The organism is Rouxiella silvae (assembly GCF_002093625.1).
Taxonomy (GTDB): domain Bacteria; phylum Pseudomonadota; class Gammaproteobacteria; order Enterobacterales; family Enterobacteriaceae; genus Rouxiella; species Rouxiella silvae.
Genome location: NZ_MRWD01000045.1, coordinates 1 through 22,779, shown reverse-complemented (window position 1 = coordinate 22,779; position 22,779 = coordinate 1). Strand labels below are relative to the sequence as shown.

Genomic DNA, 22,779 nt, shown 5'->3' with positions numbered 1-22,779 from the left:
TGCTGGTAGCAAGTGAAGCATGCTAGTTTTAAGGAAAAGCCTCATAACACAAATTAATTATAATATCTCCATGAATTTGACATTTTTTAAATTTATCTTTATCATAAGTAATTGGATCCAAACTAATAACCTCGGGTCTATACCAGTTTCTAAGTCTCTTCAGCTCATCATCACAACACTCTATTTGAGTTACTTCTACTGTTTTGACATGTCGGCGCACTGTATCTGTGAACCAGTGTCGTCCCCATTCCGCACTGGGTTGGATGACAACATCCGAATTCGCCGAAAAATCTTCCGGAGTTGAGGTTTTCCCCGTCCCCGTAGCGCAACCAATAACTAAATTCATCACTGACATCCCATCTTATCCTTAGCTAGCGTTCCTATTTTTTCTTTAACACCTAAGGCAATCTCTGGGGGCAGGGAAGACCAAATATTCAGATTGGGATTGGTTTTTGCCTCAATCTGTTTGACAGTGACCTGATAATCACAAAAGTTGGCTGCCCTGGGAACGCTTTGATCCATCAGAAACGCGGCGTATTTTCCCTTGTCCGGCCCAGAGCCAATGAAGATTATCTTCCAGTAACCGCTGGGGATCTGTATTGCAGGTGCAGCAGGTAAAACCGCTATATCCCTTTCAAACAACGGGCCGGTCACTGAGTGAACGTCCGTGCCCTCGTCCTGATTGACCAAAGCGCGTTCTTTATCCTCTAGCCGCGCCCATGGGCCTTGATTGAGCGCTGACTTTTGGGGCGTGATATTAGATAAGTAGTTTAATGACGGCCAATCAGCAGTACCGCCCAGGCTGGCCAAGGGGGCCTGATGGCCTCTGTCTACGGCGAGTTCACCGTTGGCGCCTGTATATGCGGCGGGAGACAGAGTATCTGATTCAGGCAGAGCAGGATCGCGTTTCCAGTTACGGGGGCGACCGCTTGCCTGACTGGTTTTGGTTATCGTATAGGCAACCCAGTTGGCAAACTTCGTATCAGGATTGTTGTTCAATGTATAAGCTTCGCGGGTAACAGTCTGAATACTGCCGCCCACAGGACAACCTACAGGGCAATTGACGCTTGTTGCGCCAGATACGACCTGCTGAGAAGTCTCATTCTGTACTTTTTTGATTTGTGTCGTACAGGAAAAAAGGAATAAGAGAGGTAAAAGCGACAACGACCGAAAGTGGCTGGATATAAACATGTTAACTCCATTTAATATCTAAAATCCTTCTCATAGATATGTAGTTAACCCCAAATAGTCGAGCATTGATACGCTTATACGCTTTGTTGAATAGTTCGAAATCCTGGTCAGAATTAGGTTCGGTTTCCCTTTCTAACCGCCAAAGAAAACGTCCAACAAACCCTCGTTTGCTGGACGTTGCTTAAAGCGCACTTATCAGATAGCGCTAGCGATTATGCGATACCGTATTTTTTCTCAGTAACAAATTTAGGGGTTTTCCAATTTGGGCCTTTTACGACTTTCCCATTTTGATCAGCTAGTACACCTTTTCTAAATAACTCATCGTATTTAGATGAAAGTTCTCCACTGGTAATTACATCATATCGGTTGTATGTAAATAACTTATCTAACTTTGGATAGTCAGACGTTGGTCCTAAAAATGTTAATATATCCTCTACACTTTCATTTTTGATTATATCTTTTAAAGACATTGAATTATCCTCCCAAGGCATCTTTAAGTTCCTGTTCATAATCGGCTTGTAGGGCCTCATCAGTATAAAGGCTCAGTTCTCTTTCGTTTATTTTATAATCCTCTAGAGTTGCAGTATGGGTATTATTCCATAGTTCTTTTCGCCTCGAAATGCTTTGAGGAACTTCGCCATCTTTTATACCCAAATTCCTGTATCGCTCTAGCTCTCTAATCTCATGAGTATAAAATCGCTTATCTGTATCTGTCACTGGTATTTTATTATTTAAAATTTTCTCCAAACGGTCGATCATCATTTTGTTACCATCTGAAGGGGGGAACCGGCTCGTATGTAACTTAACTTTATCAATGCCAACACTATCAATCTTCGCAGTTTTCCAATCCAGATTTAGAATTGGGCCTCCGGACTTTTCAGTATGATAATCACGCCCGCTGTACTTTCCCTTGGCGTTGGTTTCACCATAGATATCGCTGATCATGACATAGACGGGCTCGACGCCGGTCCCCGTAGCATCCGGTTGCCAGTAGATAAAGTCCTGTAATCCTGCACCTTCATATATCGGCAGGGTTGTCGTGACGATACTGTCCGCCTGCCTGAACGTGTTCCCTGTGTGTACGGGCGTGACAGGTGCCGGCGCGGTATTGCCTGTATTTGGCGGAGCTGCGGGTCCAAAAGGTACTGGGTTAATCAGAACCGTTCTGGAGGGCATCCCCGCAACTGCAGGTACTGTTATACGGTCTAATCCGGTTACCGCATCACGTACGCCAGTCAATACCTGGACCTCAGCAGGCACACTTCCACCAGTCTTAACCAACTTTACCGCAAGGCGCCCCTCCTCATAAACCAGTGACCCACGTACCGGCAAGTTTACCGTCTTCATTCCCGGTGCAATGTTGACCATCCCAGCCGTCATCAGACCCGCTTGTACCCCAAAAATAGCCGGGACATCACGACCAGGCACTTTATCGCTGCCACTTCCTGCTTCAGTAGGCCAAAGTCCGCCCACTATTGCCGTTATTACAGCGCCCGCGGGCGTAACTACCGCAATTCGGCCTAAAGAAACAGCACCGCGCCACACTGCCCCTGCAATATAACCAGCCAGTTCACTGGTTGTGGTCAAAACGCCTTTACCCGCTATGCCAAGCTGCATCATTCCTGAAGCACGGTTCAAAGCAAGGGTCCCCGCGGAGGATAATGCTGCAGTAGCCGCGCCGGCTTTTTCTTGCGTCCAATTAGGTGTTGGCTCTATGCCCGCTTTCTTCATTGCCTGTGCAAGCGCTTCCGCACGCGCCTGAGCTTCAGCTTTCACTCGGGCTTCGGCTTCAGCTCGGGCCTGTGCTTCCGCGGCCTCTCTTTTCGCCGTCTCCGCCTTAGCTCTCGCCTCAGCTTCTGCTTTATCCCTGGCTTCTGCCTCGGCTTTCGCTCTGGCTTCGGCCTTAGCTGCGGCCTCAGCCCGTTGTTTTACCCCTTCACTGTAAGCCTCAGTCAGCTGCGGCACCTCGCTGTCATAGGTGACAACACTGGTTTGCGTCGTTCCGTTTTTACCGTTACCACCGGTGATGACTGTCTTTTTTAACTGTGTCATCACCTTGCCGTTATTCAGCCAAAAGCCTGGTGGTATTGTTCCTTGTACAACAGAGACCAAAGTCCCCACAGAGGATTTTCCTATTGTGTCAGCACCCACATCATTGTTACCGCCAGCAATGGGAGTTCCCTTGGGCTGAGCATGGCCGGTTTCGATATCGCCGTAACCTATAGGAGGCTTCCCTTCAGGGGTTACATCCATGGCTGCCCCACGCAATCCAAGCTGTGTCACCTGTTCGACATTTAATCCGTTAAACGCAAGTGTCAATGTTCCGGTTGCCGTTAGGAGTGTTCCCTGCATTGTTACAGATGGATTTAAGCCGCGTGCCGCGGCGATCAGATTACTCAATTTCTGATGAACATCTTTATCATTTAAAATGTCTGAAATCTGCTGATCTGCAAGGGTATTTCCCGTAGAGCTTCCGTATTCACCATTACCGCTATTCCCTACCTTGCCACCGCCCGGATCAGGTAACTTTCCTCTCTCCTCACTCCAGGGGGTGCCATCGCCGGGCCCGCCACCATAATCAAATCCGCTCATTGTTTTCTCCCTTTATTTTTCTTGTTTTCATGGTTATTCCTTTCCACCCGCAGCGGCGGTTTCCAGCAATGCCAGGCGAACTTCCAGGGCAACGCGTGCCTGTTTCTCTTCACGGAGAGCCTCAACAAGCAGGGCTACCACGCCATTGATATTAATTCCCCGGGCATCTTCCAACTCAGTTCCATCATTCAGGCGCAGGCTTGTTTGTAATACGGATTCAGGCAGAACCTGTTCGACCTCTTGCGCGATAACACCGGCCTCAGGGACCCCCTGCTTCAGATAGGTATAGCCATGCAACTGATCGAGTTTTTCTAACGCGTTATGAATTTTTTTTATGTCGGTCTTCATCCTGACGTCTGAACTGGAATGCCAGCTCCCGTTCGTAAACGCATCGCCGTTATTACGGAACTCGTACCAACCCTGGCCTCCGCCGTTAGCGACGTGCATGGCAAGGAAGTGGTGACTTCCTATGCGCTCGTAGTGATATATGTCGGCAAATAAATCGCCAATACCCTGCACACGATAACCGTTGGTGGTACGGTCTTTGTTGTTATTGGTAAGGTAGTCACCGCGCGCGGTGAACCAGCCATCAGGATTAACCTTAAGGTACTGCCCCGCCTCGAGTTCGCGATTTTTCCTGACTCGAATTTCGTTCCATCCGCCCTGCCAATCCCGATAGGAAACGAAGCCATAATCCTCCTTGCCGGCAACCACTCGCGAACCCATCAGCATGGTCGTCTTCACATTACCGCTGATAAAATCGGAAGTGATGGCAGGCGACAGGTAAGTCTGTCCGGCTATCATTGGATTGGGTCCAGTGGTGCTCGCCGAGATACCCGCGTCGTTAGACGTGATCAACCCTCCGGCTACATCTAATCCGTTTCGTACCGAAACGCGACCGGTATTCAGATTAAAAGACAATGGGCGAAGCGTGTTCGGATTACCATCACGAGCCTGACCGTTTTCTGTCGTCAGCATCGAGAAATCACTGCCATCGTTACGCAGTAGCACGCCGCGATTGCCATAAGCGAGTCTGAATGCATTTTGCGACATCGACACCAGTTCAGAATCGCTGATGACACGTTTTCGAAGTTGGGTCAGGGATTTAAGTTCGGTTATGTCGTCATTGACGCCGTTCTGTACCTGCGAATTTTGCTTATCTGCCATGATAATTCCTTGAGTTAAAATGAAAAAATCCATTAGTCCGTGATTACCGAGCAAGCAGAGCACGCTACTTGGTCTGATGATCTCAGGCAAAAGTACTGTACATAATTACAGTGCTTTTTATGTTAGGTTGGTGTAAGTAATTCGTCAATACTGTAAATAGGATTTAATTTCACAATATGTAGATCAGCTTTTTTTCAACAAAAACGCATATTTTTTGCAGTGGCCAGTCAAAGGATTCAGCTCAATCAGAAATTGAGTCTCGATATGAAAGGGTTTTACTGTATGGAGGTTATGTCGATAGAAAAGTCACGATTAGTCGGTGGGAAAATCGTTTTTATCTGAAGCAGGCGGAGCTGGCTAGTTTGATGCAGTAGGTCTATGGAAAATCGTATGAGGGCTGGATTGAATGATTATAAAAATAGAAACCATTAGCCAACCGGTGGAGGTAAATCTCCTGCTGAATATAATGGCAGCCTTAAAGGGGTCCGCTTGGAAAACGGAAAATATCCTACGTTAAGCCTGTTTTTTAAGCAGCCCTGACAGGCAGCTTTGAGCGAAAATCGGACATTGCTAACAGTATTTTGTGTGAATTATCAGGGAGCAGGTCAGAGCTTAAGTTTCGCAATTCATCAAATATGAAAGCTAGTCACTCTTTATTTCTCTATCTCCCATAAATACCGCTTCCGCATATTCTTGAGCGATACTTCTAAATTCATTTATTAGCCATAGCGATGCATCAAAAGTCAGCGTTAGGTAACCATCAGCATGTTCAAATAAATCAACACCCAAAAGCTTTAAGAACCCCCCCCTATAAACACAGGCATCTATCCTTCCATTGCTATGCACAACAGCATTACGTACATCCTTAAACAAATCGATGACCTTTCTTCTTCTTCTCCAGTCTTCCACTTTAACACCTCGATCATAAATCACAGTGTTAATTAAAGCACTTAGCTCCCCTGGTTTTTTGGAGTTTTTATTTTTACTTATATAAAAATCATACTCTTCGTCAAAAAAACCCTCAAGTAACGAGTAAGACATGACAATCGCTGTATCGCTAATTGCATTTCTTCCAATCCTATCTTTAGTAGTACTGAAAGATCCACACGAATGACTAGTGACCTCTTTAAAGTTTTTTATCATGTTCGAGATAAGCATTTCAACGCCATGAAAAGGGTGAGTCCCCACCTGAAAAGTATACATGGCATAATTATAATTATCTTCTGACATATTTCCTCCCATAAAAATAACTAACCTTTTCCCACTGAACATTTACCATTAAATTTTAAATTCACTTAATAGAAATTATTAACCTTACAACATAACCCCCTCTAATAAAGAGATTTTGACATGTTATATGCTCTAAAAATTATGATTATTTGCTATATAAACGTAGTAAGTTGATAATCAAAATTTAATATTACATATAACTTATCTTTAGTTAAAAGTCACCTATTAGTAATTCGAAATCACCTTACGCTTGGAATATCCTTAAGTCTCGTCATAATGTAAGCATCCCTGCAAAAAGAACCATCATCTTTAAGAGTCTTTGGCACTCCGGCTTCCGCTTTTGGCACATAGCAGCTCGTCGCGAACGGACTGTCCGCTGTGAGCGAGGAGCGGACGTTTATGCAAAACACAGCCTCGCCCGCTTTTACGTTTAAAATTATTTTTCCTACTATAGTCGTTGAGTTATTGAACATCCATTTTCAGTGAATAGGACCGTTGCACTTGCCCCATTCACCAGAGAAAGTTGAGGCGGCATGTGACCAATATCCACATCATAAAGCACGGGCACAGCAATATCTCCTAAAGCGGCCCTTAGGGCGTCCATATAGTTATGTTTAGTCGGATCGCTTACGTCGGGTACCGCACTTCTGCCTATAAGAATACCGCTTAAATTATTAAACCAACCCTGTAAGCGTAAGCTGAATAGTGCGCGCGTTAATTCACAGGGAGCCATTTCCACATTTTCAAAATAGAGAATCACTCCTTGTCCGCTATTCTGTGCCTTAAACAAAGGCAGATTTCCGAACTGCGTACCTGCTAATCTGGATATTATTTCTAGGCAGCCACCAATTAGGCACCCACTAAACCTAGCTGAAGATGTAACGCCATCTAGGTGTTTCCACTGCGTTTTCTGAGTCAGATTGAAACCTTCATTTGTCGCTGTCCCCCACTGATTTTCATCAGTTTGAAATGCTTCTGAAGAGTTCTGTTTAACTACACTTCCTCGTGCAGATCCCAAAATATTCCATACAGCCTGTGTGGTAGAGTCTAACTCTTGAGCACCAAGATCCATTAAATTGGGTCCATGCAAAGTTGCCCAACCAGAAAGCGTAGTTAGTGGAAAATGAAGCGTACTTAGATCTGAAAACCCCACAAACCATTTTGGTTCAGACTGAGCTAACAGATTAAAATCAATCAACTCAAGCAACTCCATGGCAAGATCGCCTCCCCATGGTGGCATAACAGCTTTGATTTCCGGGTCAGTTAAATAAGACATTAGCTCTTCTGCTCGAGAGTTTTTACAAGAGCTTTTATTTTTGTGCTGCGAACGCAAGCACCCTCCTTCGAGAACTCTGAAACCCTTTTTCTTAAGGTTCCCTATCGCAAGTTCCAGCCGGGGGTGCAGGTGTTGAGGAACACCAGAGGATGGAGCGGTTATAGCAATCAAATCTCCTGGTATAAGTTTGGGTGGAAAGCGAACACTCATGTTTGAATCCTTTTCAGAACAAAGGTGAGAATCCATAATCCATTAGTTTGGTTTAAAAGGAAACCAACTGACCTGAACCCTAAAAATTAACGAATGGAAGTGCTAGTTACGTCCGCTCCTGGCACCAAGCAGCCCAAAAGGATTTTATTGGGCTGCTATGAGCGAGAAGCGGACCTCCAGACTCACCAATTCATCATCATGCCAATAGCAGCGAGCTTCTGGGTAAGTTTTACTTGATATATCGTCCTCTCAGCTAGAACCTTTTAGGTTCAATACTGTATTTAATCGAAATTTTATGTAACCTAACAAACCCATGTACTAGCCAGGTGGACTGAAGATGAATTTTTTGTCAATTGAAGACGTTAGAAATCGAATCGATCAAATTGATAGTGAACTGGTTAAGATGATCGCGCAACGCAGCGAATGTGTTAAAGCTGCAGCAGCTTTCAAAATTGACCACTCAGCCGTTCGTGCTCCAGACCGCGTCCAACAGGTAATCGACAAGGTATGTAAACAGGCCACTGAAGCAGGACTTCCTGAAGTGATTATCGAAAAGGTCTATCGGACTATGATCGGTGCGTTTATCGATTATGAGCTCGAGCAACACGACCAACTGCGACAGGAAAAAATCTGACATCGTGCGTCAACATACCATTCAGCTTCTCCCAATTACTGTAGCGGGTATCGAGGCGGTAAACGCCAACAGCGATATCTCTTTTGGGCGGCATACTCACGATCAGTTCGGCATTGGTTTGATGGACAGTGGTGGGCAAAAATCCCTGAGTGGGCGCGGGTATGTCGAGTCGAACGCGGGTGATATCAGCACGGTTAACCCGGGGGAAGTTCACGATGGAACACCTCTCGGCGGTCCACGAGCCTCGCGGATGCTTTATTTTGATACTGAGCTTATCAATCGCTGCTTTAGCGATATTTCCGATGGGAAATTTGCCAGCGGCGAGTTTACTCTGCCTGTATTTTCTCTGTATGGCATTTTTGCTTCGGCTGTTAGTCATAGTGTATTAGGAAATCACAAGGTGATGACCGGCATTCGTTGGGGGGTAGCGCTGGCCTTTACTGCAGTTGGGATTCGGCTGGCGATGGCCGTGCAATAATAAATATTCATGTTGGATAGCACTTGAAAAAAATGTGCTTATAAGAGCTATTGGATGTCAGCTTTTGGCACTTAGCTGCCTTTGGTTCTGATACTGGCAGCTAAGTGCCAGAAGCGGACGTTGCTAATATCCTGCCATGTCGATCACATGTGAGCCGGTCACCTCGGGCGTACAGGCACCTGTTTACGCACTGCATTAGAAAGAACTAACGAAGTGGTCACTGAACCATGAACCGCAAAGGCATCGACGATGGCTTCCAGATCATTCGGTTGAGAAAAAACACAACGCACGATGAAGCAGTCCTCTCCTGTGATCCTGTCAGCTTCTATCACCTCAGGGATATCGTTAAATAACGCCAGATATTGTTTGATGTATTGGTGGGTTGTGCGTACTCGCAAGATCGCCTGTAATCCCAATCCTATCTCTCGCAAATTGACGCGTGCGCCGTATCCTTCAATGATGCCTGCACTTTCGAGTTTTTTGACCCGTTCGCTCATGGCTGGCTGCGAAAGGCCAATGCATTTGCCCAGAGAGGCCAGACTCTGACGTGCGTTCATTTGAAGTGCTTCCAAAATTTGCCGGTCTTTGTTGTCAAGCTCCATGCTAATCCTTTGCTACAAAATGTAGATGAATCATCGGTTAATCGGGCTGTATTTCGATGACTTGCCATTCAGGAACGATGTGTCATTCGTCTACATTATGTGAACACCTCTTTGGGAATCAAGACATGACATCTCCAATATTGCTTCTTCCGGGAATCGGCAACTCGGGCTCAGGACACTGGCAAACGTTATGGACACAAACTGACGCGTCAATGACCCTCATTTCGGGACAAAACTGGGATCACCCGGTCTGCGAAGAGTGGGTCGAAAATTTAGAAACTGCCGTCAGAAAGAACGGGCCAGACGTCATTTTGGTCGCCCATAGTCTTGGCTGCCTGCAGGTGGCGAACTGGGCACAATATAGCCGCACGGTTGTGAGAGGCGCTTTGCTGGTTGCGGTACCCGATCCCACACGCAATGTTTTTCCAGAAGAGGCTAAGGGGTTTAGTGTTCCCCTTAGTGAAAAGTGTTTCGCATTTCCGAGCATAATGATTGCCAGTTCCAATGACCCTTATGCTGATATCCATTACAGCCAGCTATGTGCTGATGCCTGGGGCAGTAGTCTGGTCAATATCGGCGAGCGGGGGCATATCAACGCAGCCAGCGGACTCGGTGACTGGCCTCAGGGGCGGGCATGGTTGAAAGAACTTTTTGCCATATCAATGAGCGCCTCCGGATGGCTTTGTTGAATAAATCGAAATTTTGGCCGCAATCAGGATCAGATCACCAAAGTCCTGCCCCTCTGGCGGTATCACGTGGCAAAACAAAATTTCAAAATCACCAACTGGATATCCGTGAATTTAGCCAGGTCTCGGCTACTCATCTTCCTGCCTTCGCGTGCCAGTTTCAGTAAACGGTTCTGGTGAACCGAAAGCGCAAACCATACTCCGGGTAAAGGCGGGACAGCAATCATCTTGAATGTAAATGTAGCTCCTACTTTACAGTCTGCTATGTGCTGTGAGTTCAATTGATTGATGGGAAGAATGCCGCTCACTCGACTGACGCGGACCTCTCGCATAGAATCATTGCTCTGAATCACTCAAGAGGTAGCAATGTCAATCCGTAAAGCTCTTCCTACCGATAATTCGGGTGCCAAGGTTGTAGTACAGAAATCATTAGCTTCTTTTGGTTTAATCGCGGATTTTGACACCTTAGATGCTGCCATTGGTGCGCTTGGCCAATCTAACACCCCTAACGCAATCGAATTAGTGGCAGAGGTGGATGGCAAACTGGTCGGCTGCCTTGCAATTCAGCGTATGGAGGGGGCTATCGCCAAGCTGTTCGGCTTCCACGTCGATGCGAGCATGCAAGGACAGGGCATCGGCCGAACGCTGCTGCGCGAGGGGATAGCACAGGCCGTTATCCATAATTTCACTCACCTGGAACTCGATACTTGGGGCGACATGGGGGCTGCGGTTCACCTGTATGAGTCCTTAGGATGGGTTCGTGGCCCGGACCCACTACCAGAAAGTGGAGCGGACCGCTTTTACTGCTTGGCACTAGTCAGGTAAAACCCGATTTAATGAGCACCTGCCGCAGCAGTCGATTACTGGCAAACTGAATGACTGCAATGACGTGTGAGTTCAACGAATGGATGCAACACACTGGTTAAATCGCTCTGCGTATGTTATCTAGACCCGCATTACGCCACCTACGGAGTAAGCTATGCCGGGTATGAGGATAGGGGTTCTCTTCTGTCCAGCTCTGGACGTTCGATAAACTGACCGCAGACCGTTGCCTGTACAAATCCTTTGGCTTTGAACTGGTCAAAGGTTGGCAGGGAAATAATGGTGAAAAAGCATTATAGAATAACAAGTTAAAAAAATGCGCGGCAGCTTGATCATGAAACATCCATACCAAAACCGCTAAACGTCACCTTTAGTCTGCGTCCCTCCGGTTAGAGCCGGCGCTGTTAGATAAAGGGAATGGCTACGCCCCCGAAACCAGCCTATTTTTCAGGACGGTGTTGCTCTCTGTTTGTCATATAACCTCTGATTAGCGCTGCCAGCATGAGGTCATAAATTCAAGAAAGGCTTTAGCGGCAGGCCCGATGCGTCGGGTTGGCCGCACACAATAAACACCGGTTTCCCGACCCGTCCATCGCGGCAGTACTTGAACCAAATCACCCGCGTGCAGCGCCGCCTCCATCGTAACCGCTGAATGAAAAGCAATGCCGAGGCCGTCTATGCAGAGTCTTCGGGCTGCATCGGCGTTGTTGACTTTGACCGGGCCTTTGGGGGCCAGCGTGCGCTCCTCTCCCGCAGAAAATAGCCGCCAGAGCATGCCATCTTGACTGGCCGACGAGACGATGCACTCATGCTGGTAAAGATCTTCCAATGTTGTGGGAGCTCCACGCCTGTCAATATATGCCGGAGCCGCAACCAAGATACGGCGGTTCGCGAGTATTTTATGAGCCACTAACGACGAATCCTTCATGCGGCCGATGCGCAGCGCCAACATGATGCCGTCAGTAATCAAATCCGCGTAGTCATCGCTCAAGCGCAAATCCAGTTGCACGAGCGGATAGGCAGCCAGGAAGTCAGCTAGGTAAGGCACCACATGAGTGTGACCAAAAGCAATGGGGGCACTGACTATCAGTGAACCGTAGGGAAGCTTTTGTTCGTCCCTCACCATTTCAGCGGCATTTCTAAGCTGCACCAGCGCTTGGTTACATTCGGAAAAATAGCGTTTGCCGGTCTCGGTCAAAGACATCGCGCGCGTTGTGCGATTCAGGAGGGTTGTGCCTAACTGCTGTTCGAGTGTTTTGATGAAACGACTGACTGATGAGGGGGTAATACTGAGCGCGTCTGCGGCACGGGCAAAACTATTATGTTCAACCACAGCTATAAAAGCTTGCACCAGGTGCAGTGAAGGCGGGTTCATTATTGCTCTCAAAGAATTGATGAATGTCATTCTGAGCTATTATCAAGCAAATTTAGCATGATTAGAATGTTTCTTTTTTGAGGAAACATCATGAATACGCCGTCAAAATCCGCATTTCACTCCCTTCATCTGCACGCCGCTCCCCTGAGATTACCAAACGCCTGGGATGCAGGCAGCGCAAGGTTGATCGAGAACCTTGGCGCAGCGGCGATTGCCACAACAAGCGCGGGCGTGGCATGGTCGCTGGGGTATCGCGACGGCAATGCGCTTCCGGTGGAGGAGTATGTCGCGCGGGCTTTGTCTATTGCGCGGGTCATTTCGGTGCCCCTCACCGCAGATATCGAGAGCGGATACAGTGATGATCCCTCCACGGTGGCCTTAACCGTATCGCGACTGATCGATGCAGGGGTGGTCGGTATCAATATTGAGGATGGTGCGGGAGATCCGCATTTATTGTGCAAGAAGGTCGAAGCTATAAGAACAGAGAGCACCCGGCGGGGTGTGGCATTGTATATCAATGTACGTACTGACGTTTATGCACGCAATTTGGTTTCTCAGGACGATAAAGCCGCTGAAGTCATGGCGCGTGCACAGGTCTACCAACGTGCCGGGGCTGACGGACTCTTCGTCCTTGGATTGGCCGATGCCAAAGATATGCGAGCTATTGCTGACAGCAGTAAATTGCTGCTCAATGTTGTCGTCTGGCCAGGCCTTCCGCCCGTGGATGAACTAGCCAATTTGGGTGTGCGCCGTCTCAGCGTGGGTTCGTGGTTACCGCAAACGTTATGGGCGCATAACGCAAAGCTCGTCAGCGGATTCTTACAAGATGATGCCATGGCGCCCTTGATGGAAAATGCCGCGCCATATTCTGAAATCAATGCAATGTTTTAAATTTGATGCCCTGAATGCAAACTCTTAACCTGTGAGGTGAATAATGACAAACGCAGCCAACGCCGACACCGTTGTACAAAAAAGCCCACCCATCCTGCATATTTTATGTGGAAAAATTGCCTCAGGGAAATCGACGCTTGCATTAAAATTGGCAACATCACCTGTCACGGTGGTGATCAGCGAAGACCAGTGGCTATCTCAGCTTTATAACGATGAAATGCAGACGGTAGAAGATTACATTCGCTGCTCTGCCAGGCTTAAAAACGCCATAAAGCCGCATGTTATTTCATTGCTCAACGCGGGGATATCCGTTGTCCTGGATTTCCCCGCCAATACTGTGGCAAACCGCAAATGGATGATGAGCATCATCAATGGGTCATGTGCAGATCATCGTCTGCATTATCTCAATGTCTCCAGTGATGTATGCAAATCCCGGTTGCACAGCCGTAATCAGTCAGGTACTGCTCGCTTTAAGGTCACTGATGAGCAGTTTGAATTGATATCTCAGTATTTTACTGAGCCTGTGGCCGCAGAAGGTTTCACGATTATTCAGTACAGCTAACCACGGGGCTCAGCAGCACGCGACATTACTCTGACGCCGTGCGGAAAAATTGCACGGCATCCCACACGCAATGTTTTTCCAGAAGAGGCTAAGGGGTTTAGTGTTCCCCTTAGTGAAAAGTGTTTCGCATTTCCGAGCATAATGATTGCCAGTTCCAATGACCCTTATGCTGATATCCATTACAGCCAGCTATGTGCTGATGCCTGGGGCAGTAGTCTGGTCAATATCGGTGAGCGAGGGCATATCAACGCAGCCAGCGGACTCAGTGACTGGCCTCAGGGACGGGCATGGTTAAAAGAGCTTATTGCCATGTCCATGAGCGCCTCCTGATATAAATAAATCCACTGTGATCTGATTAGTAGGAGCGTATGGTTTAATTGCTTCCAGAAGATAAGAATTGCGAAAATGACAAAAGCACTCGCTGAGATAGGCTTACTTATGATGATAAATCCGGAAATAGAAAATGATGGCCTGCATTTACCGCCTGATGGGCTCCCTCGATATCGCATTCTGACAGGCAAGGATGATGATAAATTTTGTCATCGTGTTTCAGAAGCGCTGTCGCTGGGTTATCAACTCTATGGTTCCCCAGCCGCGACGTTTAATGGTCAGGATGTTATTGTCGCACAAGCCATCATATGGCCAGAGGCACAGTCGAGTCCGATTTGAATACCTTGAGCTTCATAGCAGTAGTGTCGGCTGGCAGGGTGCCTCAGTATCGCTTTTGACGTTAACCCCCGTTAATTAATATGTCGTAATGTCAGTAATGGCTTAACAAGTTGTGAGAACAATTGCGAACTTCCGCTATTCGCTCACAGCAGACGTACGGCTCAGTTGGCTGTCCGCCTCGTGCCAGAAACGGACATTACACGTGATAAGCTGTATCAATATAATTTGTTAGACATACTCAATAAATAGCATTTAGATTACAAGATACAAACTCGTCTAGTTTCTTTTAACATTTAATAAAGATTGAGATATAGAATAAATGATCAATCCCTTGAGAGGGTGGCTTGACCGGCGTCATCCTATACCAGCGCGTTTTTATAACCCGGGACACATAGATGTCCCCAACCCAGATTGGCCCTGTTGGATTTCAATCGAGGAATGCGAACCCCTTCACTTGGTAATGAGTATGCAGTGGTTGAGCTTTAAAGACGTCAGAGCAAATACTCAGTCCTACTTAAATAGTGCTAGTAAACTCATTAGTGGGCTTGAAGGCGGATGGCTTGACGGATGGGAGCAGGAACAAATCTTAACTAAATTGGGAGAAGCCCCCTTACCATCACTCCCCATCTACCTTATATCTTGTGGTGATGGAGATGATGAAGAACTGGTCTATGTTGGAAAGACAAAAAATACATCGCGCTTCAATGGGGGTCATAGCGCAGCATTGAAGTTACATGCACCTGAGTACCAAAGCAAGTCAAAACATATCTACAGATGCACCGCTTGGTTTTATATTGATGACGAATATATGTCTCTTGATTGGATACAGCCTGAACAACTTGCACTTGATATTTTAGATAGTATTGAATCACAATTAATTTATTGGCTACAGCCTCCACTTAATACGCACAAAAAAAAGAGAAATCTTGCAAGGTGGGAATTTAATATACACATGCAAAATTTAATATGCGGTAGTTTTATGAATGACAAGTTCATTTAATTTAATATTCCTCCGTTGACTTTGAGAACAACTGCGAACTTCCGCTCCTCGCTCCATGCGGACAGTCTGAGGAGCATAATCATCTCATATTGAGTTGCGTGCAGATTAATAAATCTACTTTAGTAGCCAGCCAACCACCAGAAGTAGTACTTCTTTGTAATGAGTTTCCATTTTATCAAAACCATCGTACTAACTAATTCACTGCCAATTTCCTACGAATATCTTCAAGAACCTTACTTATCATTTCTGGGGAAGAGGTTTTGTTATGGGATTTATTTTCATAAATATTTTCTTTCGTAGTCATCTTCTGTTTTCCAGCATTTAAAATTGGCGAGATGAACAGTAGACCGTCTCTTGCCTTCTTCATCATCGCCAACAGCCACCCGACCGGATTCGCTAACCGCCCCGCGGCGAGCACATTGTTCAAATTCGATAAAACCTGTTCCCTTTCTTTTTCCGGCAACGCTGACAGCTGCTTCTCGAGCATTTCCCTGTCGTCGCTGGTTAATTTCAATGACTCTGGAAGAGTAATTTTCCCAACTACGTACGTATTTTTATTTATACCTAATGAAAGAGAACGTACGTAACCGTTCGGATCCCGAACTCTGTTATAACTGGCTGATTTAGCACTTAGTTCGGTTTCCGAATTCGGGGCTTTAGTTGAATCAAGGCTGCATGGTTCGCTTTCCGAACTCAGTAATTTGAGACTGGGTTCGGCATCCGAACTCAGTTGTTTGACAGCAATTTTCTTTGCCATATGCTGCGGTGTTTGGGGCGAATTGAGTCGCGCTTCAATCAGGGTGATATGGCTATGATGATGGCGCATTAGTGGATCGAGCCTAATTTCTTGCAGAACTGCGGCGGCCATCAGGCTAATAGTTTTATTCTTGTTTCGACATGCCTCGGCGACGGTGTTTAACCAATTGGGGTCAAAAAGCTCGGCGTCTTTCAGCGTCAGCGGTTCATCATGTTGAGCATAAATATTGCCGCGCACGCGGCCATGATCGTCACGCACGCGTTTGCACAAACTTAGCCAGCCGGTGATTCGCAGCATCAGCAGTACGCGACTTACTGTTTCTCGCGATGCCTTGCCGCTATTGGGTGAAGCGAGCTGGAGTTGTAAGTCGTCGTAGCTCGGAAAAACTGCCCCCTCATTTTGCTGTGCGTAGAGGCGAATCATCATCCAGGCCATTTTATCTAATGGAGAAAGGCGTGCATCAAGCAACAGGCGGCGAGGAATGGCATCATGCACATTGCCTAAATAAAGCAGCCCGCTTCGAAGTTGAGTAACATCATTATCCAGCCTTCGCTCGGCGAGTTTTGCATTCATAATGGCGACTGTTCTTTGAATTAGGCTTTCAGCTGGAAAATTCATTGTGACTCCTTGTCACTATTTTGATGACATCACACGATGAGTTTATTACTGCACCCAGAATGCCGAGTGCAGAATATAAGCTCACAGCTTACGGATCAGACTGCTGTAACGTTCATGGTGCATGAGTTCCCATGTAAGTCCGTCGTTACGACTTAAAAGTCGCCAAAAAAGGCCAACGTTGATTTTGATATACCCTGATCCATTGTCTTTTAGACGGGTGTAATTCCTCATGCCGCGGCGAAACTTTTGGATCTGCGTTAGGGCTTTTACTCGATAAGTCTCTGGAATCGAAGGGGAGGCTATAAATCCTGGAACGATCTCCCTTAATTTATTCTTCATCGTAGTCTCCATCACTGTGATTTATCGATCCGGACTGCTGATATAGACGGCTCGTCATTTTGCGTGCGATGCCAGTTGTGAATGGCGTGCCAAGTTGCTGTTAATGAGACGTCCATTTGTTCGGCTATTTGCATCATGGAGGCGAGACCTTGGCTGGTATCGACGTCGGAACTATTGTTTTGCTGCCAGAGTTTCCAAACCTCGGCATCTTTCTCATCGCTCAGTACGTGAATACGGCCTGCTCGCACTTCTATTCCTGCTATGCGCCTGCGTGCTGCCACTTCGGCAGTAGACAGTCCAAAATAGTGCTGCATGAGTTCGATAGACGAGCCGAGAGACAACGCACGGTCAATGCTTTCAAGCCGTTTTAACTCCAATCGTGATTGCTGCATCATGCGTTCGAGAATGGCATAGTCAATATTAAAGGTCATAACTGACACATGGCTGTTGCTGAGATAATGCAAATCCTCTAGCGTCAAACTCAGCAGCATTTGCATGTGATCCCTTTTAAGTCCCAGCGATTCACATCGACGCAGATATCCGCTTTTGAGGTCTAAAACTAATTGTGTCAGTAGGCTGTTAGTCGCCTGCGCTATGTTCCCACTCATTTGACGTTCTCTTTTTTCCGTGTCATTACGGATATTTGAAGTTGCTGCAGGCGGCGCTGAATACGAACCAGTCGCATAAGCTTCATGGCTTGCACATCACTGAGCATCGTAGCTTCGTCAGTGCCGATGAAAAATTGGGTGAGGGTGACAGGCGGTGCCGGGCTCGCGGGGCAGGTAAGAGAAAATAAGAGTTGGGGAAAGGGGGAAGATGTTGGTGGATTAAGGAGGTAAAAGCCTGCTGAATGCTGCGACTCACTGCTGGGTAAAATCTCGGACTCGACGCCTAAAGTCTCAGCGAGCTCGAAGGACAGGCGAAAACTCATGGCCTGCAGGTGCTCAATATCGTCCTGAAGCGGTGATATTGTCCAGATATCGCCAACAGGCTCTAATTCTGCTTGTGCATAGGTTTCAGATAGAAAATCTTCAAATGCATATTGGTCACAATGTTCTTCGATTGATTCGTTAGAGATAACGGCCAAATCGTTATCTATTTGAATATTTTCTTCATGAATGCTGGGAATAATGACCGGAGGCGATGAGACGAGGGTAAGTGTGGGCTGACTTTTGGTTAATTGGTTTTTTTCTGCTGGCAGCGTGAGATTGATAGTCGTTGCAGTGTCTTCAATCGCCGGCAGCAGCTTGTCGTCTTGCAGAACTTGCCGCCTATTGCGCTCTTTAGGACTCAGCTCCAGCAACCAGCGCTCATAGTTTAGAGAGGGATGAGGAAAAGCGGTGACCAGAGCCCCAATGAATTCGTCAATAAACATAGGCAGAGACCAGGTCTCAAGGCAATCAAACTGGCTGCAGCATTCGGCAAAAACCACTAAAAAGCGTTCAACTGACCCTTGCTTAGATCCGGTCTGATAGCTCAACCACGTTTTTTGAGCATCCTTGCGAAGGCCGAGCAAGAGTTCTATCTGATGCCTCCCAAGACCATCCGACAATAACGTGGGTAAATACGGATAGAGATAATTAATGGTATCCGTCATTCTGCTAACAACAGAGTAATGGGTCGGTAATCCCTGCTCGGTTAATACGGTGGCTAATTTTCGGAAAGACAAAGTTTCTTTGAACTGTTTTTCATAGATTTTCTGAGCGTTGAGAACGCCTAATGCTTTCTCTATAAAGCTCAGATCGCCGCGAGCTTCATTTTCAGCCAAGTGACCAATAATACATTGCAGTCTTCCAGGCCACGGCTTGAATATGCAGTGAAACTGAAAAAACTGGTTATCGGCAGTCTCTTGCCAAAGCTCTAGCAGTATCTGATATCGCGTATTCCCACCGTCGCTGAACATATAGTGCCCATCACCTTCTGGGTCGCGTGTAACCTTTGGGACTGAGCTTAGTCCTCGGGCCTTTATTGACGCTTTAATTTCGTCGTACTTTGGATTGCGAGAGGTGCGTGGATTATCGGGATTGGGCCGAATTTGATCCAGAGTGAGCAGCAACGGTAATTCAACGTTTTGTAATACTTGTGAGGTCTCGGATGGAGAAGAACGGCCGCGCTGAAGCATTGCTGATCCTAGATCCTGATTCTTCATATTCATGCGTTATTCCCCCTCATCTTCTTAACCGAGCTACTTTCTGAGGGGTTCGAGAATAGTGTATACCTGCCATCAAAGAGGAGTCTGGTGGTTCCAGTAGGCCCTTGACGCTGTTTGCCAATGATGATTTCTGCCACGCCATCGTCATGGCTATTGGGGTGATAGACCTCATCGCGGTAGATAAACATAATGAGGTCTGCATCTTGTTCTAATGCGCCCGAGTCACGCAGGTCGCCGTTATTTGGTCGTTTATCGATACGGCTCTCAACCTGCCGATTAAGCTGTGATAACGCGAGAACAGGGCATTTAAGTTCTTTAGCCAGTGCTTTGAGGCTGCGGGATATTTCAGCGATTTCCTGCGTGCGATTTTCTTGAGCCGGCGAACGCATGAGCTGCAGATAATCAATCATGATCAGTGAGGGTTGCCCATATTTTCGCACATAGCGTCGGGCGCGAGATCGAAGTAAGGAGGGGGTCTGAAAGCTATTGTCATCGATGATGAGCTTATTATTCCATTGGGCAAAGTCGGACATTGCCTGAGAAATACGGGCCCAATCTTCATCCTCTAATTCACCACTTCTAAGACGCGACAATTCGACTCGGCTTTCCATCGATACAAGCCTCATGATCAGCTGTTCTGTAGGCATTTCGATGCTAAATATCAGAGTGCTTTTATCGGGGCTTGCACGCAGAGCGCCCAAACATGCCGCCAGCGCCAGTGCAGTTTTTCCCATTGCAGGACGTGCCGCCAACAGCGCTAAGTCTCCTGGCTGTAATCCGCAGGTCATCAAATCTAATTCACAAAATCCGGTTGGCGTGCCGGTTACTCCATTACCACCATTGACGACCTCAAGATGGCCAATCAAATTGTCCAGAGCAGTAAGAACGCTAACCTCGTGATGTAAGTGTTTTGTTCCACTTTCTGAAAGGGTAAAAAGCTTACTCTCCACCTGTTCAGTTATCGTTTTAAAATCTGCTTCCAGGCTGACGGCATCTTTATAGAGGGCTTTACCTAATTGCTGCAGTTGCCTGAGCCGGCTCTTTTCCACCACGATAGAGGCATAGGCCTTAATGTTCGCCGCACTGGGAGTGTTCTTGCTTAACTCGGCCAGATAGGCAAATCCGCCGACGGCCTCAAGATTATTTTGTGAAATAAGCTGCTCATTTAGCGTGATCAAATCAAAAGGGTGATCCCTGCTGACTAGTTTCGCGATGGCATTAAAAATTACACGATGAGCCGAACAGAAAAAGTCTTGAGCACTGAGGTCGTGAGTTATGTCGTCCCAGCGATGATTTTCTATTATTAAGCCACCAAGGACGCTTTGCTCTGCTTCGAGAGAGTAGGTGCTTTGGGGTTCAGACATGTGCAGCCCCTTTTGCGAGCAAAACTCTAAATCTGCTCTGCCACTGCGGAAAAATTTCGCAGGCAAGGTCGTGCATGGTTTTGGCTGCGCTATCACTTTTTCGTGAGGTATTTCTCTCCAGCCGATGAACTGGTTGACCAACGGCGTGACCGCGCTTGTAGATATCCAGATCGTAAATTTGGGTTTTGAGTACAAAGATGGGGAGGTCTGCAGATCTCTCACTGTATTTTCCTTGGCTAATAATTTCATTCAACGAATCAAGGGTTTCTTTAGCCAGGGTTGTGTAATTCATACGGTTGATAAGAATCAGGATTTTTGGAAGGTAGATCCCATAAGACGTAAGTGGGAGAAGTTGTTCCATCATGGTGATCGTGCCGCGCAGAAATTCACGAACATCCGGCAGAACTGGAACGACTATACCTAAAGCTGACTCTGTGCCAGCAAGTAAAATCAGCTCGAGCATCACAGAGCGAGCACCCTGCGAATCAATGATGATGACATCGTAATCTTGGAATAGAGGATGCTGAAGTACGTTACGTAGGCGAAGTCTGCCATCAGTTGCATGCAACATGGCTGTTTTCAACTGACCGAGAGGGTCATTGGAAATTATAAGGTCAAGATTATCGATGACGGTGCGAGAGATTATTTGATGAGGTTGGTTGAGGTCGACAGATTGCATGAGTAATTCAAACAAACCGTACGGAGCTTCATATTTAAGAGCATAGATGCTGCTCGCGGTAGGTTGAGCGTAATCCCCATCAATTAACAGGGTTTTTAAGCCTGCATCAGCAAGAAATCCGGCTAAATTTGCCGCTTTTGTCGATTTTCCTTCACCACCTTTAGTGGATACCACAGGAAGAATTATCATTAGTAACTCCAATAAAGAATTGGAGTACATCACATGCAGTTATGCCAACTTTCTGATAAATTGACATTTGTAGATGAATTGCTGCCTTCGAACAATGGGATTGAAAATCCCTGTGTCCTTGGTTCGATTCCGAGTCCGGGCACCATCATTCATACAGCGTGGGTCAGAGAAAGCTTCTGACTGGCGTTAGAAAGTTGGTGTGAAAATCAAAATTCAAATTAACATTGAGTTGTGGTCAAGCATTAAACTTCAAGAAGGGAGCCTTTAAACAGGTTCCCTTTTTTCGTTGTACGTCATCTTCACAGTCAGTATTCATAAACACAATACAAGTAAGACGTTAGATTTAAGCCTCGTGACTTTCACAACGTATCCTGCTCTTAAGCCTGTTCCTCTCTTAAACGCTATCCATATTGCAGCTTTTTTAAGTTAAATGTGTTTAAAACCTCTATTTAATCATACCCTTTCCCGCTCACGATGATAGTTTTCTGGACAGCAAAACTGTGAAGGTTGACTGAGTGGGCATTGGTAAAGGTAAGTTGTATACGAGCCGTTTCGCCCCCTCAGATGCACTGGAGCGGGTCAAAACGAAGACATTACTAAAATCGGGTTGTACTAATCAGCGGGGAGCAGGTCAAACTAGCCCACATTCATCCTTCATAAAGTTTCTCTTAAGAAAAGCGCCTGAACGCTCAAAAGTGGGTTGTCTTCGGAACCGCCTATTTGATATCGCTGGTATGTTCTCAAATCGGCTACTTTTCGTTGAGGCAGGGATCCGTTTGGAAAAGCCAAAATAAGCCATGCTAAGACTATTTTTAAGCAGACAAATGCTGAGGGGCAGCTTTGAGCGAAGAGCGGACATTGCAGACCAGTTGAATTTGATTCAAACGGTGAGATCTCAATTATCAAGTCAATCCTAACAGCTAGGCCGGTAACATACTTTCCCACCTCTTTTCCCTCCAACTGTACACTTTGCTTATTCTATCCAGTGTCAGTAACCTTGCAGTTGCAACGTCAAACTGGTGGCGCCAATCCGGTGTTAATTAATCAAAAAGCTGTACAGCCTGCTATGTTGCACATATTTAGTGGCAGCCGAGTTTCAAGGAGTTTATATGAGTAAATCGCCTGACATCACCGTTGGGTTCCGCCGCGCGGAAGAAAACGATGCGGAATTGGTTCGTGAAATAGTACTTGCGGCCTATTCCAAATGGATTTCGGTCATTGTGTAAGCATCCCTCTTAAGCGAACCATTCACTTTTAGAGATCTTCCGGCATACTGATTATGTCCCCTGAGGAGAT

24 protein-coding genes and 1 pseudogene are annotated in these 22,779 nt (G+C 46.6%); 10 read left to right on the top strand and 15 right to left on the bottom strand.

What is annotated here, in order from left to right; genetic code table 11:
- Nucleotides 1–28: 28 nt before the first annotated feature.
- The 7 genes from BS639_RS17410 to BS639_RS17380 form a co-directional block, all read right to left on the bottom strand.
- The gene (locus BS639_RS17410; RefSeq protein WP_084983776.1) at nucleotides 29–355 is read right to left on the bottom strand and encodes a hypothetical protein; all 327 of its coding nucleotides are present in this window, start codon (nucleotides 353–355) and stop codon (nucleotides 29–31) included.
- Entirely contained in the window at nucleotides 346–1,191 is an 846-nt protein-coding gene (locus tag BS639_RS17405) for a DNA/RNA non-specific endonuclease (protein WP_084983775.1), read from the bottom strand. Before BS639_RS17405 ends, BS639_RS17410 begins: the two co-directional genes overlap by 10 nt.
- A 212-nt stretch (nucleotides 1,192–1,403) precedes the next feature.
- Complete coding sequence (locus BS639_RS17400; protein ID WP_084983799.1) at nucleotides 1,404–1,661, bottom strand: immunity protein; 258 nt, start codon at nucleotides 1,659–1,661, stop codon at nucleotides 1,404–1,406.
- A gap of 4 nt (nucleotides 1,662–1,665) precedes the next feature.
- Nucleotides 1,666–3,783 (bottom strand): S-type pyocin domain-containing protein, encoded by a 2,118-nt coding sequence (locus BS639_RS17395; protein ID WP_084983774.1) that lies wholly within the window; start codon nucleotides 3,781–3,783, stop codon nucleotides 1,666–1,668.
- 33 nt (nucleotides 3,784–3,816) lie between these two features.
- Nucleotides 3,817–4,950: a tail fiber domain-containing protein gene (locus BS639_RS17390; RefSeq protein ID WP_084983773.1), complete on the bottom strand. Its 1,134-nt coding sequence runs from the start codon at nucleotides 4,948–4,950 to the stop codon at nucleotides 3,817–3,819.
- Between the two features lie 642 nt (nucleotides 4,951–5,592).
- Complete coding sequence (locus BS639_RS17385) at nucleotides 5,593–6,180, bottom strand: hypothetical protein (RefSeq protein WP_233427700.1); 588 nt, start codon at nucleotides 6,178–6,180, stop codon at nucleotides 5,593–5,595.
- A gap of 448 nt (nucleotides 6,181–6,628) precedes the next feature.
- Nucleotides 6,629–7,666 (bottom strand): S66 family peptidase, encoded by a 1,038-nt coding sequence (locus tag BS639_RS17380; protein ID WP_084983772.1) that lies wholly within the window; start codon nucleotides 7,664–7,666, stop codon nucleotides 6,629–6,631.
- A gap of 337 nt (nucleotides 7,667–8,003) precedes the next feature.
- Here BS639_RS17380 and BS639_RS17375 point away from each other — a divergent pair, with 337 nt between their 5' ends.
- Complete coding sequence (locus tag BS639_RS17375; RefSeq protein WP_084983771.1) at nucleotides 8,004–8,300, top strand: chorismate mutase; 297 nt, start codon at nucleotides 8,004–8,006, stop codon at nucleotides 8,298–8,300.
- Nucleotides 8,301–8,304: 4 nt separating this feature from the next.
- Entirely contained in the window at nucleotides 8,305–8,778 is a 474-nt protein-coding gene (locus tag BS639_RS17370; protein ID WP_084983770.1) for an AraC family ligand binding domain-containing protein, read from the top strand.
- A 158-nt stretch (nucleotides 8,779–8,936) separates the two neighbouring features.
- Here BS639_RS17370 and BS639_RS17365 read toward each other — a convergent pair whose 3' ends face one another.
- On the bottom strand, nucleotides 8,937–9,380 hold the full coding sequence (locus BS639_RS17365; RefSeq protein WP_084983769.1) for an Lrp/AsnC family transcriptional regulator: 444 nt from the start codon (nucleotides 9,378–9,380) through the stop codon (nucleotides 8,937–8,939).
- 125 nt (nucleotides 9,381–9,505) lie between these two features.
- Between BS639_RS17365 and BS639_RS17360 the strand changes: the two genes are divergently transcribed.
- Both BS639_RS17360 and BS639_RS17355 read left to right on the top strand, forming a co-directional pair.
- The gene (locus BS639_RS17360) at nucleotides 9,506–10,069 is read left to right on the top strand and encodes an RBBP9/YdeN family alpha/beta hydrolase (protein WP_084983768.1); all 564 of its coding nucleotides are present in this window, start codon (nucleotides 9,506–9,508) and stop codon (nucleotides 10,067–10,069) included.
- 363 nt (nucleotides 10,070–10,432) lie between these two features.
- Nucleotides 10,433–10,891: a GNAT family N-acetyltransferase gene (locus tag BS639_RS17355; RefSeq protein ID WP_084983767.1), complete on the top strand. Its 459-nt coding sequence runs from the start codon at nucleotides 10,433–10,435 to the stop codon at nucleotides 10,889–10,891.
- 484 nt (nucleotides 10,892–11,375) lie between these two features.
- Here BS639_RS17355 and BS639_RS17350 read toward each other — a convergent pair whose 3' ends face one another.
- Nucleotides 11,376–12,263 (bottom strand): LysR family transcriptional regulator, encoded by an 888-nt coding sequence (locus tag BS639_RS17350; protein ID WP_084983766.1) that lies wholly within the window; start codon nucleotides 12,261–12,263, stop codon nucleotides 11,376–11,378.
- 90 nt (nucleotides 12,264–12,353) lie between these two features.
- Here BS639_RS17350 and BS639_RS17345 point away from each other — a divergent pair, with 90 nt between their 5' ends.
- The 5 genes from BS639_RS17345 to BS639_RS17325 all read left to right on the top strand — a co-directional run bounded on the left by BS639_RS17345 (nucleotide 12,354) and on the right by BS639_RS17325 (nucleotide 15,385).
- Entirely contained in the window at nucleotides 12,354–13,154 is an 801-nt protein-coding gene (locus tag BS639_RS17345; RefSeq protein WP_084983765.1) for an isocitrate lyase/PEP mutase family protein, read from the top strand.
- Nucleotides 13,155–13,197: 43 nt separating this feature from the next.
- Entirely contained in the window at nucleotides 13,198–13,716 is a 519-nt protein-coding gene (locus tag BS639_RS17340; RefSeq protein ID WP_084983764.1) for an AAA family ATPase, read from the top strand.
- A gap of 24 nt (nucleotides 13,717–13,740) precedes the next feature.
- Complete coding sequence (locus tag BS639_RS17335) at nucleotides 13,741–14,046, top strand: RBBP9/YdeN family alpha/beta hydrolase (protein WP_324615968.1); 306 nt, start codon at nucleotides 13,741–13,743, stop codon at nucleotides 14,044–14,046.
- Nucleotides 14,047–14,121: 75 nt separating this feature from the next.
- Nucleotides 14,122–14,385, top strand: a complete 264-nt coding sequence (locus BS639_RS17330; RefSeq protein ID WP_233427697.1) for a DUF1737 domain-containing protein — start codon at nucleotides 14,122–14,124, stop codon at nucleotides 14,383–14,385.
- Nucleotides 14,386–14,851: 466 nt separating this feature from the next.
- Entirely contained in the window at nucleotides 14,852–15,385 is a 534-nt protein-coding gene (locus BS639_RS17325; protein ID WP_139804128.1) for a GIY-YIG nuclease family protein, read from the top strand.
- 193 nt (nucleotides 15,386–15,578) lie between these two features.
- Here the strand turns inward: BS639_RS17325 and BS639_RS17320 are convergent, their stop codons facing one another.
- From BS639_RS17320 to BS639_RS17295, 6 genes are all read right to left on the bottom strand, one after another.
- A complete protein-coding gene (locus tag BS639_RS17320) occupies nucleotides 15,579–16,760 on the bottom strand; it encodes an STY4528 family pathogenicity island replication protein (RefSeq protein WP_084983762.1) in 1,182 nt (393 codons plus the stop codon).
- A gap of 81 nt (nucleotides 16,761–16,841) precedes the next feature.
- Complete coding sequence (locus BS639_RS17315) at nucleotides 16,842–17,099, bottom strand: ParE family toxin-like protein (RefSeq protein WP_084983761.1); 258 nt, start codon at nucleotides 17,097–17,099, stop codon at nucleotides 16,842–16,844.
- 11 nt (nucleotides 17,100–17,110) lie between these two features.
- The gene (locus BS639_RS17310) at nucleotides 17,111–17,707 is read right to left on the bottom strand and encodes a DUF2857 domain-containing protein (RefSeq protein ID WP_084983760.1); all 597 of its coding nucleotides are present in this window, start codon (nucleotides 17,705–17,707) and stop codon (nucleotides 17,111–17,113) included.
- Complete coding sequence (locus BS639_RS17305; protein ID WP_084983759.1) at nucleotides 17,704–19,254, bottom strand: ParB family protein; 1,551 nt, start codon at nucleotides 19,252–19,254, stop codon at nucleotides 17,704–17,706. Before BS639_RS17305 ends, BS639_RS17310 begins: the two co-directional genes overlap by 4 nt.
- Nucleotides 19,251–20,615, bottom strand: a complete 1,365-nt coding sequence (gene dnaB-PI / locus BS639_RS17300; RefSeq protein ID WP_084983758.1) for an SPI-7-type island replicative DNA helicase — start codon at nucleotides 20,613–20,615, stop codon at nucleotides 19,251–19,253. Before dnaB-PI ends, BS639_RS17305 begins: the two co-directional genes overlap by 4 nt.
- A complete protein-coding gene (locus tag BS639_RS17295) occupies nucleotides 20,608–21,483 on the bottom strand; it encodes a ParA family protein (protein ID WP_084983757.1) in 876 nt (291 codons plus the stop codon). Before BS639_RS17295 ends, dnaB-PI begins: the two co-directional genes overlap by 8 nt.
- 1,109 nt (nucleotides 21,484–22,592) lie before the next feature.
- Between BS639_RS17295 and BS639_RS25240 the strand changes: the two are divergent.
- Nucleotides 22,593–22,703, top strand: a pseudogene (locus BS639_RS25240) (GNAT family N-acetyltransferase); the annotation flags it as partial.
- Nucleotides 22,704–22,779 lie beyond the last annotated feature (76 nt).

Excerpts from the sequence above, each read along its gene's own strand:
- BS639_RS17410 (WP_084983776.1), bottom strand. The coding sequence starts at position 355 with ATGTCAGTGATGAATTTAGTTATTGGTTGCGCTACGGGGACGGGGAAA.
- BS639_RS17405 (WP_084983775.1), bottom strand. The coding sequence starts at position 1,191 with ATGTTTATATCCAGCCACTTTCGGTCGTTGTCGCTTTTACCTCTCTTA.
- BS639_RS17400 (WP_084983799.1), bottom strand. The coding sequence starts at position 1,661 with ATGTCTTTAAAAGATATAATCAAAAATGAAAGTGTAGAGGATATATTA.
- BS639_RS17395 (WP_084983774.1), bottom strand. The coding sequence starts at position 3,783 with ATGAGCGGATTTGATTATGGTGGCGGGCCCGGCGATGGCACCCCCTGG.
- BS639_RS17390 (WP_084983773.1), bottom strand. The coding sequence starts at position 4,950 with ATGGCAGATAAGCAAAATTCGCAGGTACAGAACGGCGTCAATGACGAC.
- BS639_RS17385 (WP_233427700.1), bottom strand. The coding sequence starts at position 6,180 with ATGTCAGAAGATAATTATAATTATGCCATGTATACTTTTCAGGTGGGG.
- BS639_RS17380 (WP_084983772.1), bottom strand. The coding sequence starts at position 7,666 with ATGAGTGTTCGCTTTCCACCCAAACTTATACCAGGAGATTTGATTGCT.
- BS639_RS17375 (WP_084983771.1), top strand. The coding sequence starts at position 8,004 with ATGAATTTTTTGTCAATTGAAGACGTTAGAAATCGAATCGATCAAATT.
- BS639_RS17365 (WP_084983769.1), bottom strand. The coding sequence starts at position 9,380 with ATGGAGCTTGACAACAAAGACCGGCAAATTTTGGAAGCACTTCAAATG.
- BS639_RS17360 (WP_084983768.1), top strand. The coding sequence starts at position 9,506 with ATGACATCTCCAATATTGCTTCTTCCGGGAATCGGCAACTCGGGCTCA.
- BS639_RS17355 (WP_084983767.1), top strand. The coding sequence starts at position 10,433 with ATGTCAATCCGTAAAGCTCTTCCTACCGATAATTCGGGTGCCAAGGTT.
- BS639_RS17350 (WP_084983766.1), bottom strand. The coding sequence starts at position 12,263 with ATGAACCCGCCTTCACTGCACCTGGTGCAAGCTTTTATAGCTGTGGTT.
- BS639_RS17345 (WP_084983765.1), top strand. The coding sequence starts at position 12,354 with ATGAATACGCCGTCAAAATCCGCATTTCACTCCCTTCATCTGCACGCC.
- BS639_RS17340 (WP_084983764.1), top strand. The coding sequence starts at position 13,198 with ATGACAAACGCAGCCAACGCCGACACCGTTGTACAAAAAAGCCCACCC.
- BS639_RS17330 (WP_233427697.1), top strand. The coding sequence starts at position 14,122 with ATGACAAAAGCACTCGCTGAGATAGGCTTACTTATGATGATAAATCCG.
- BS639_RS17325 (WP_139804128.1), top strand. The coding sequence starts at position 14,852 with ATGCAGTGGTTGAGCTTTAAAGACGTCAGAGCAAATACTCAGTCCTAC.
- BS639_RS17320 (WP_084983762.1), bottom strand. The coding sequence starts at position 16,760 with ATGAATTTTCCAGCTGAAAGCCTAATTCAAAGAACAGTCGCCATTATG.
- BS639_RS17315 (WP_084983761.1), bottom strand. The coding sequence starts at position 17,099 with ATGAAGAATAAATTAAGGGAGATCGTTCCAGGATTTATAGCCTCCCCT.
- BS639_RS17310 (WP_084983760.1), bottom strand. The coding sequence starts at position 17,707 with ATGAGTGGGAACATAGCGCAGGCGACTAACAGCCTACTGACACAATTA.
- BS639_RS17305 (WP_084983759.1), bottom strand. The coding sequence starts at position 19,254 with ATGAATATGAAGAATCAGGATCTAGGATCAGCAATGCTTCAGCGCGGC.
- dnaB-PI (WP_084983758.1), bottom strand. The coding sequence starts at position 20,615 with ATGTCTGAACCCCAAAGCACCTACTCTCTCGAAGCAGAGCAAAGCGTC.
- BS639_RS17295 (WP_084983757.1), bottom strand. The coding sequence starts at position 21,483 with ATGATAATTCTTCCTGTGGTATCCACTAAAGGTGGTGAAGGAAAATCG.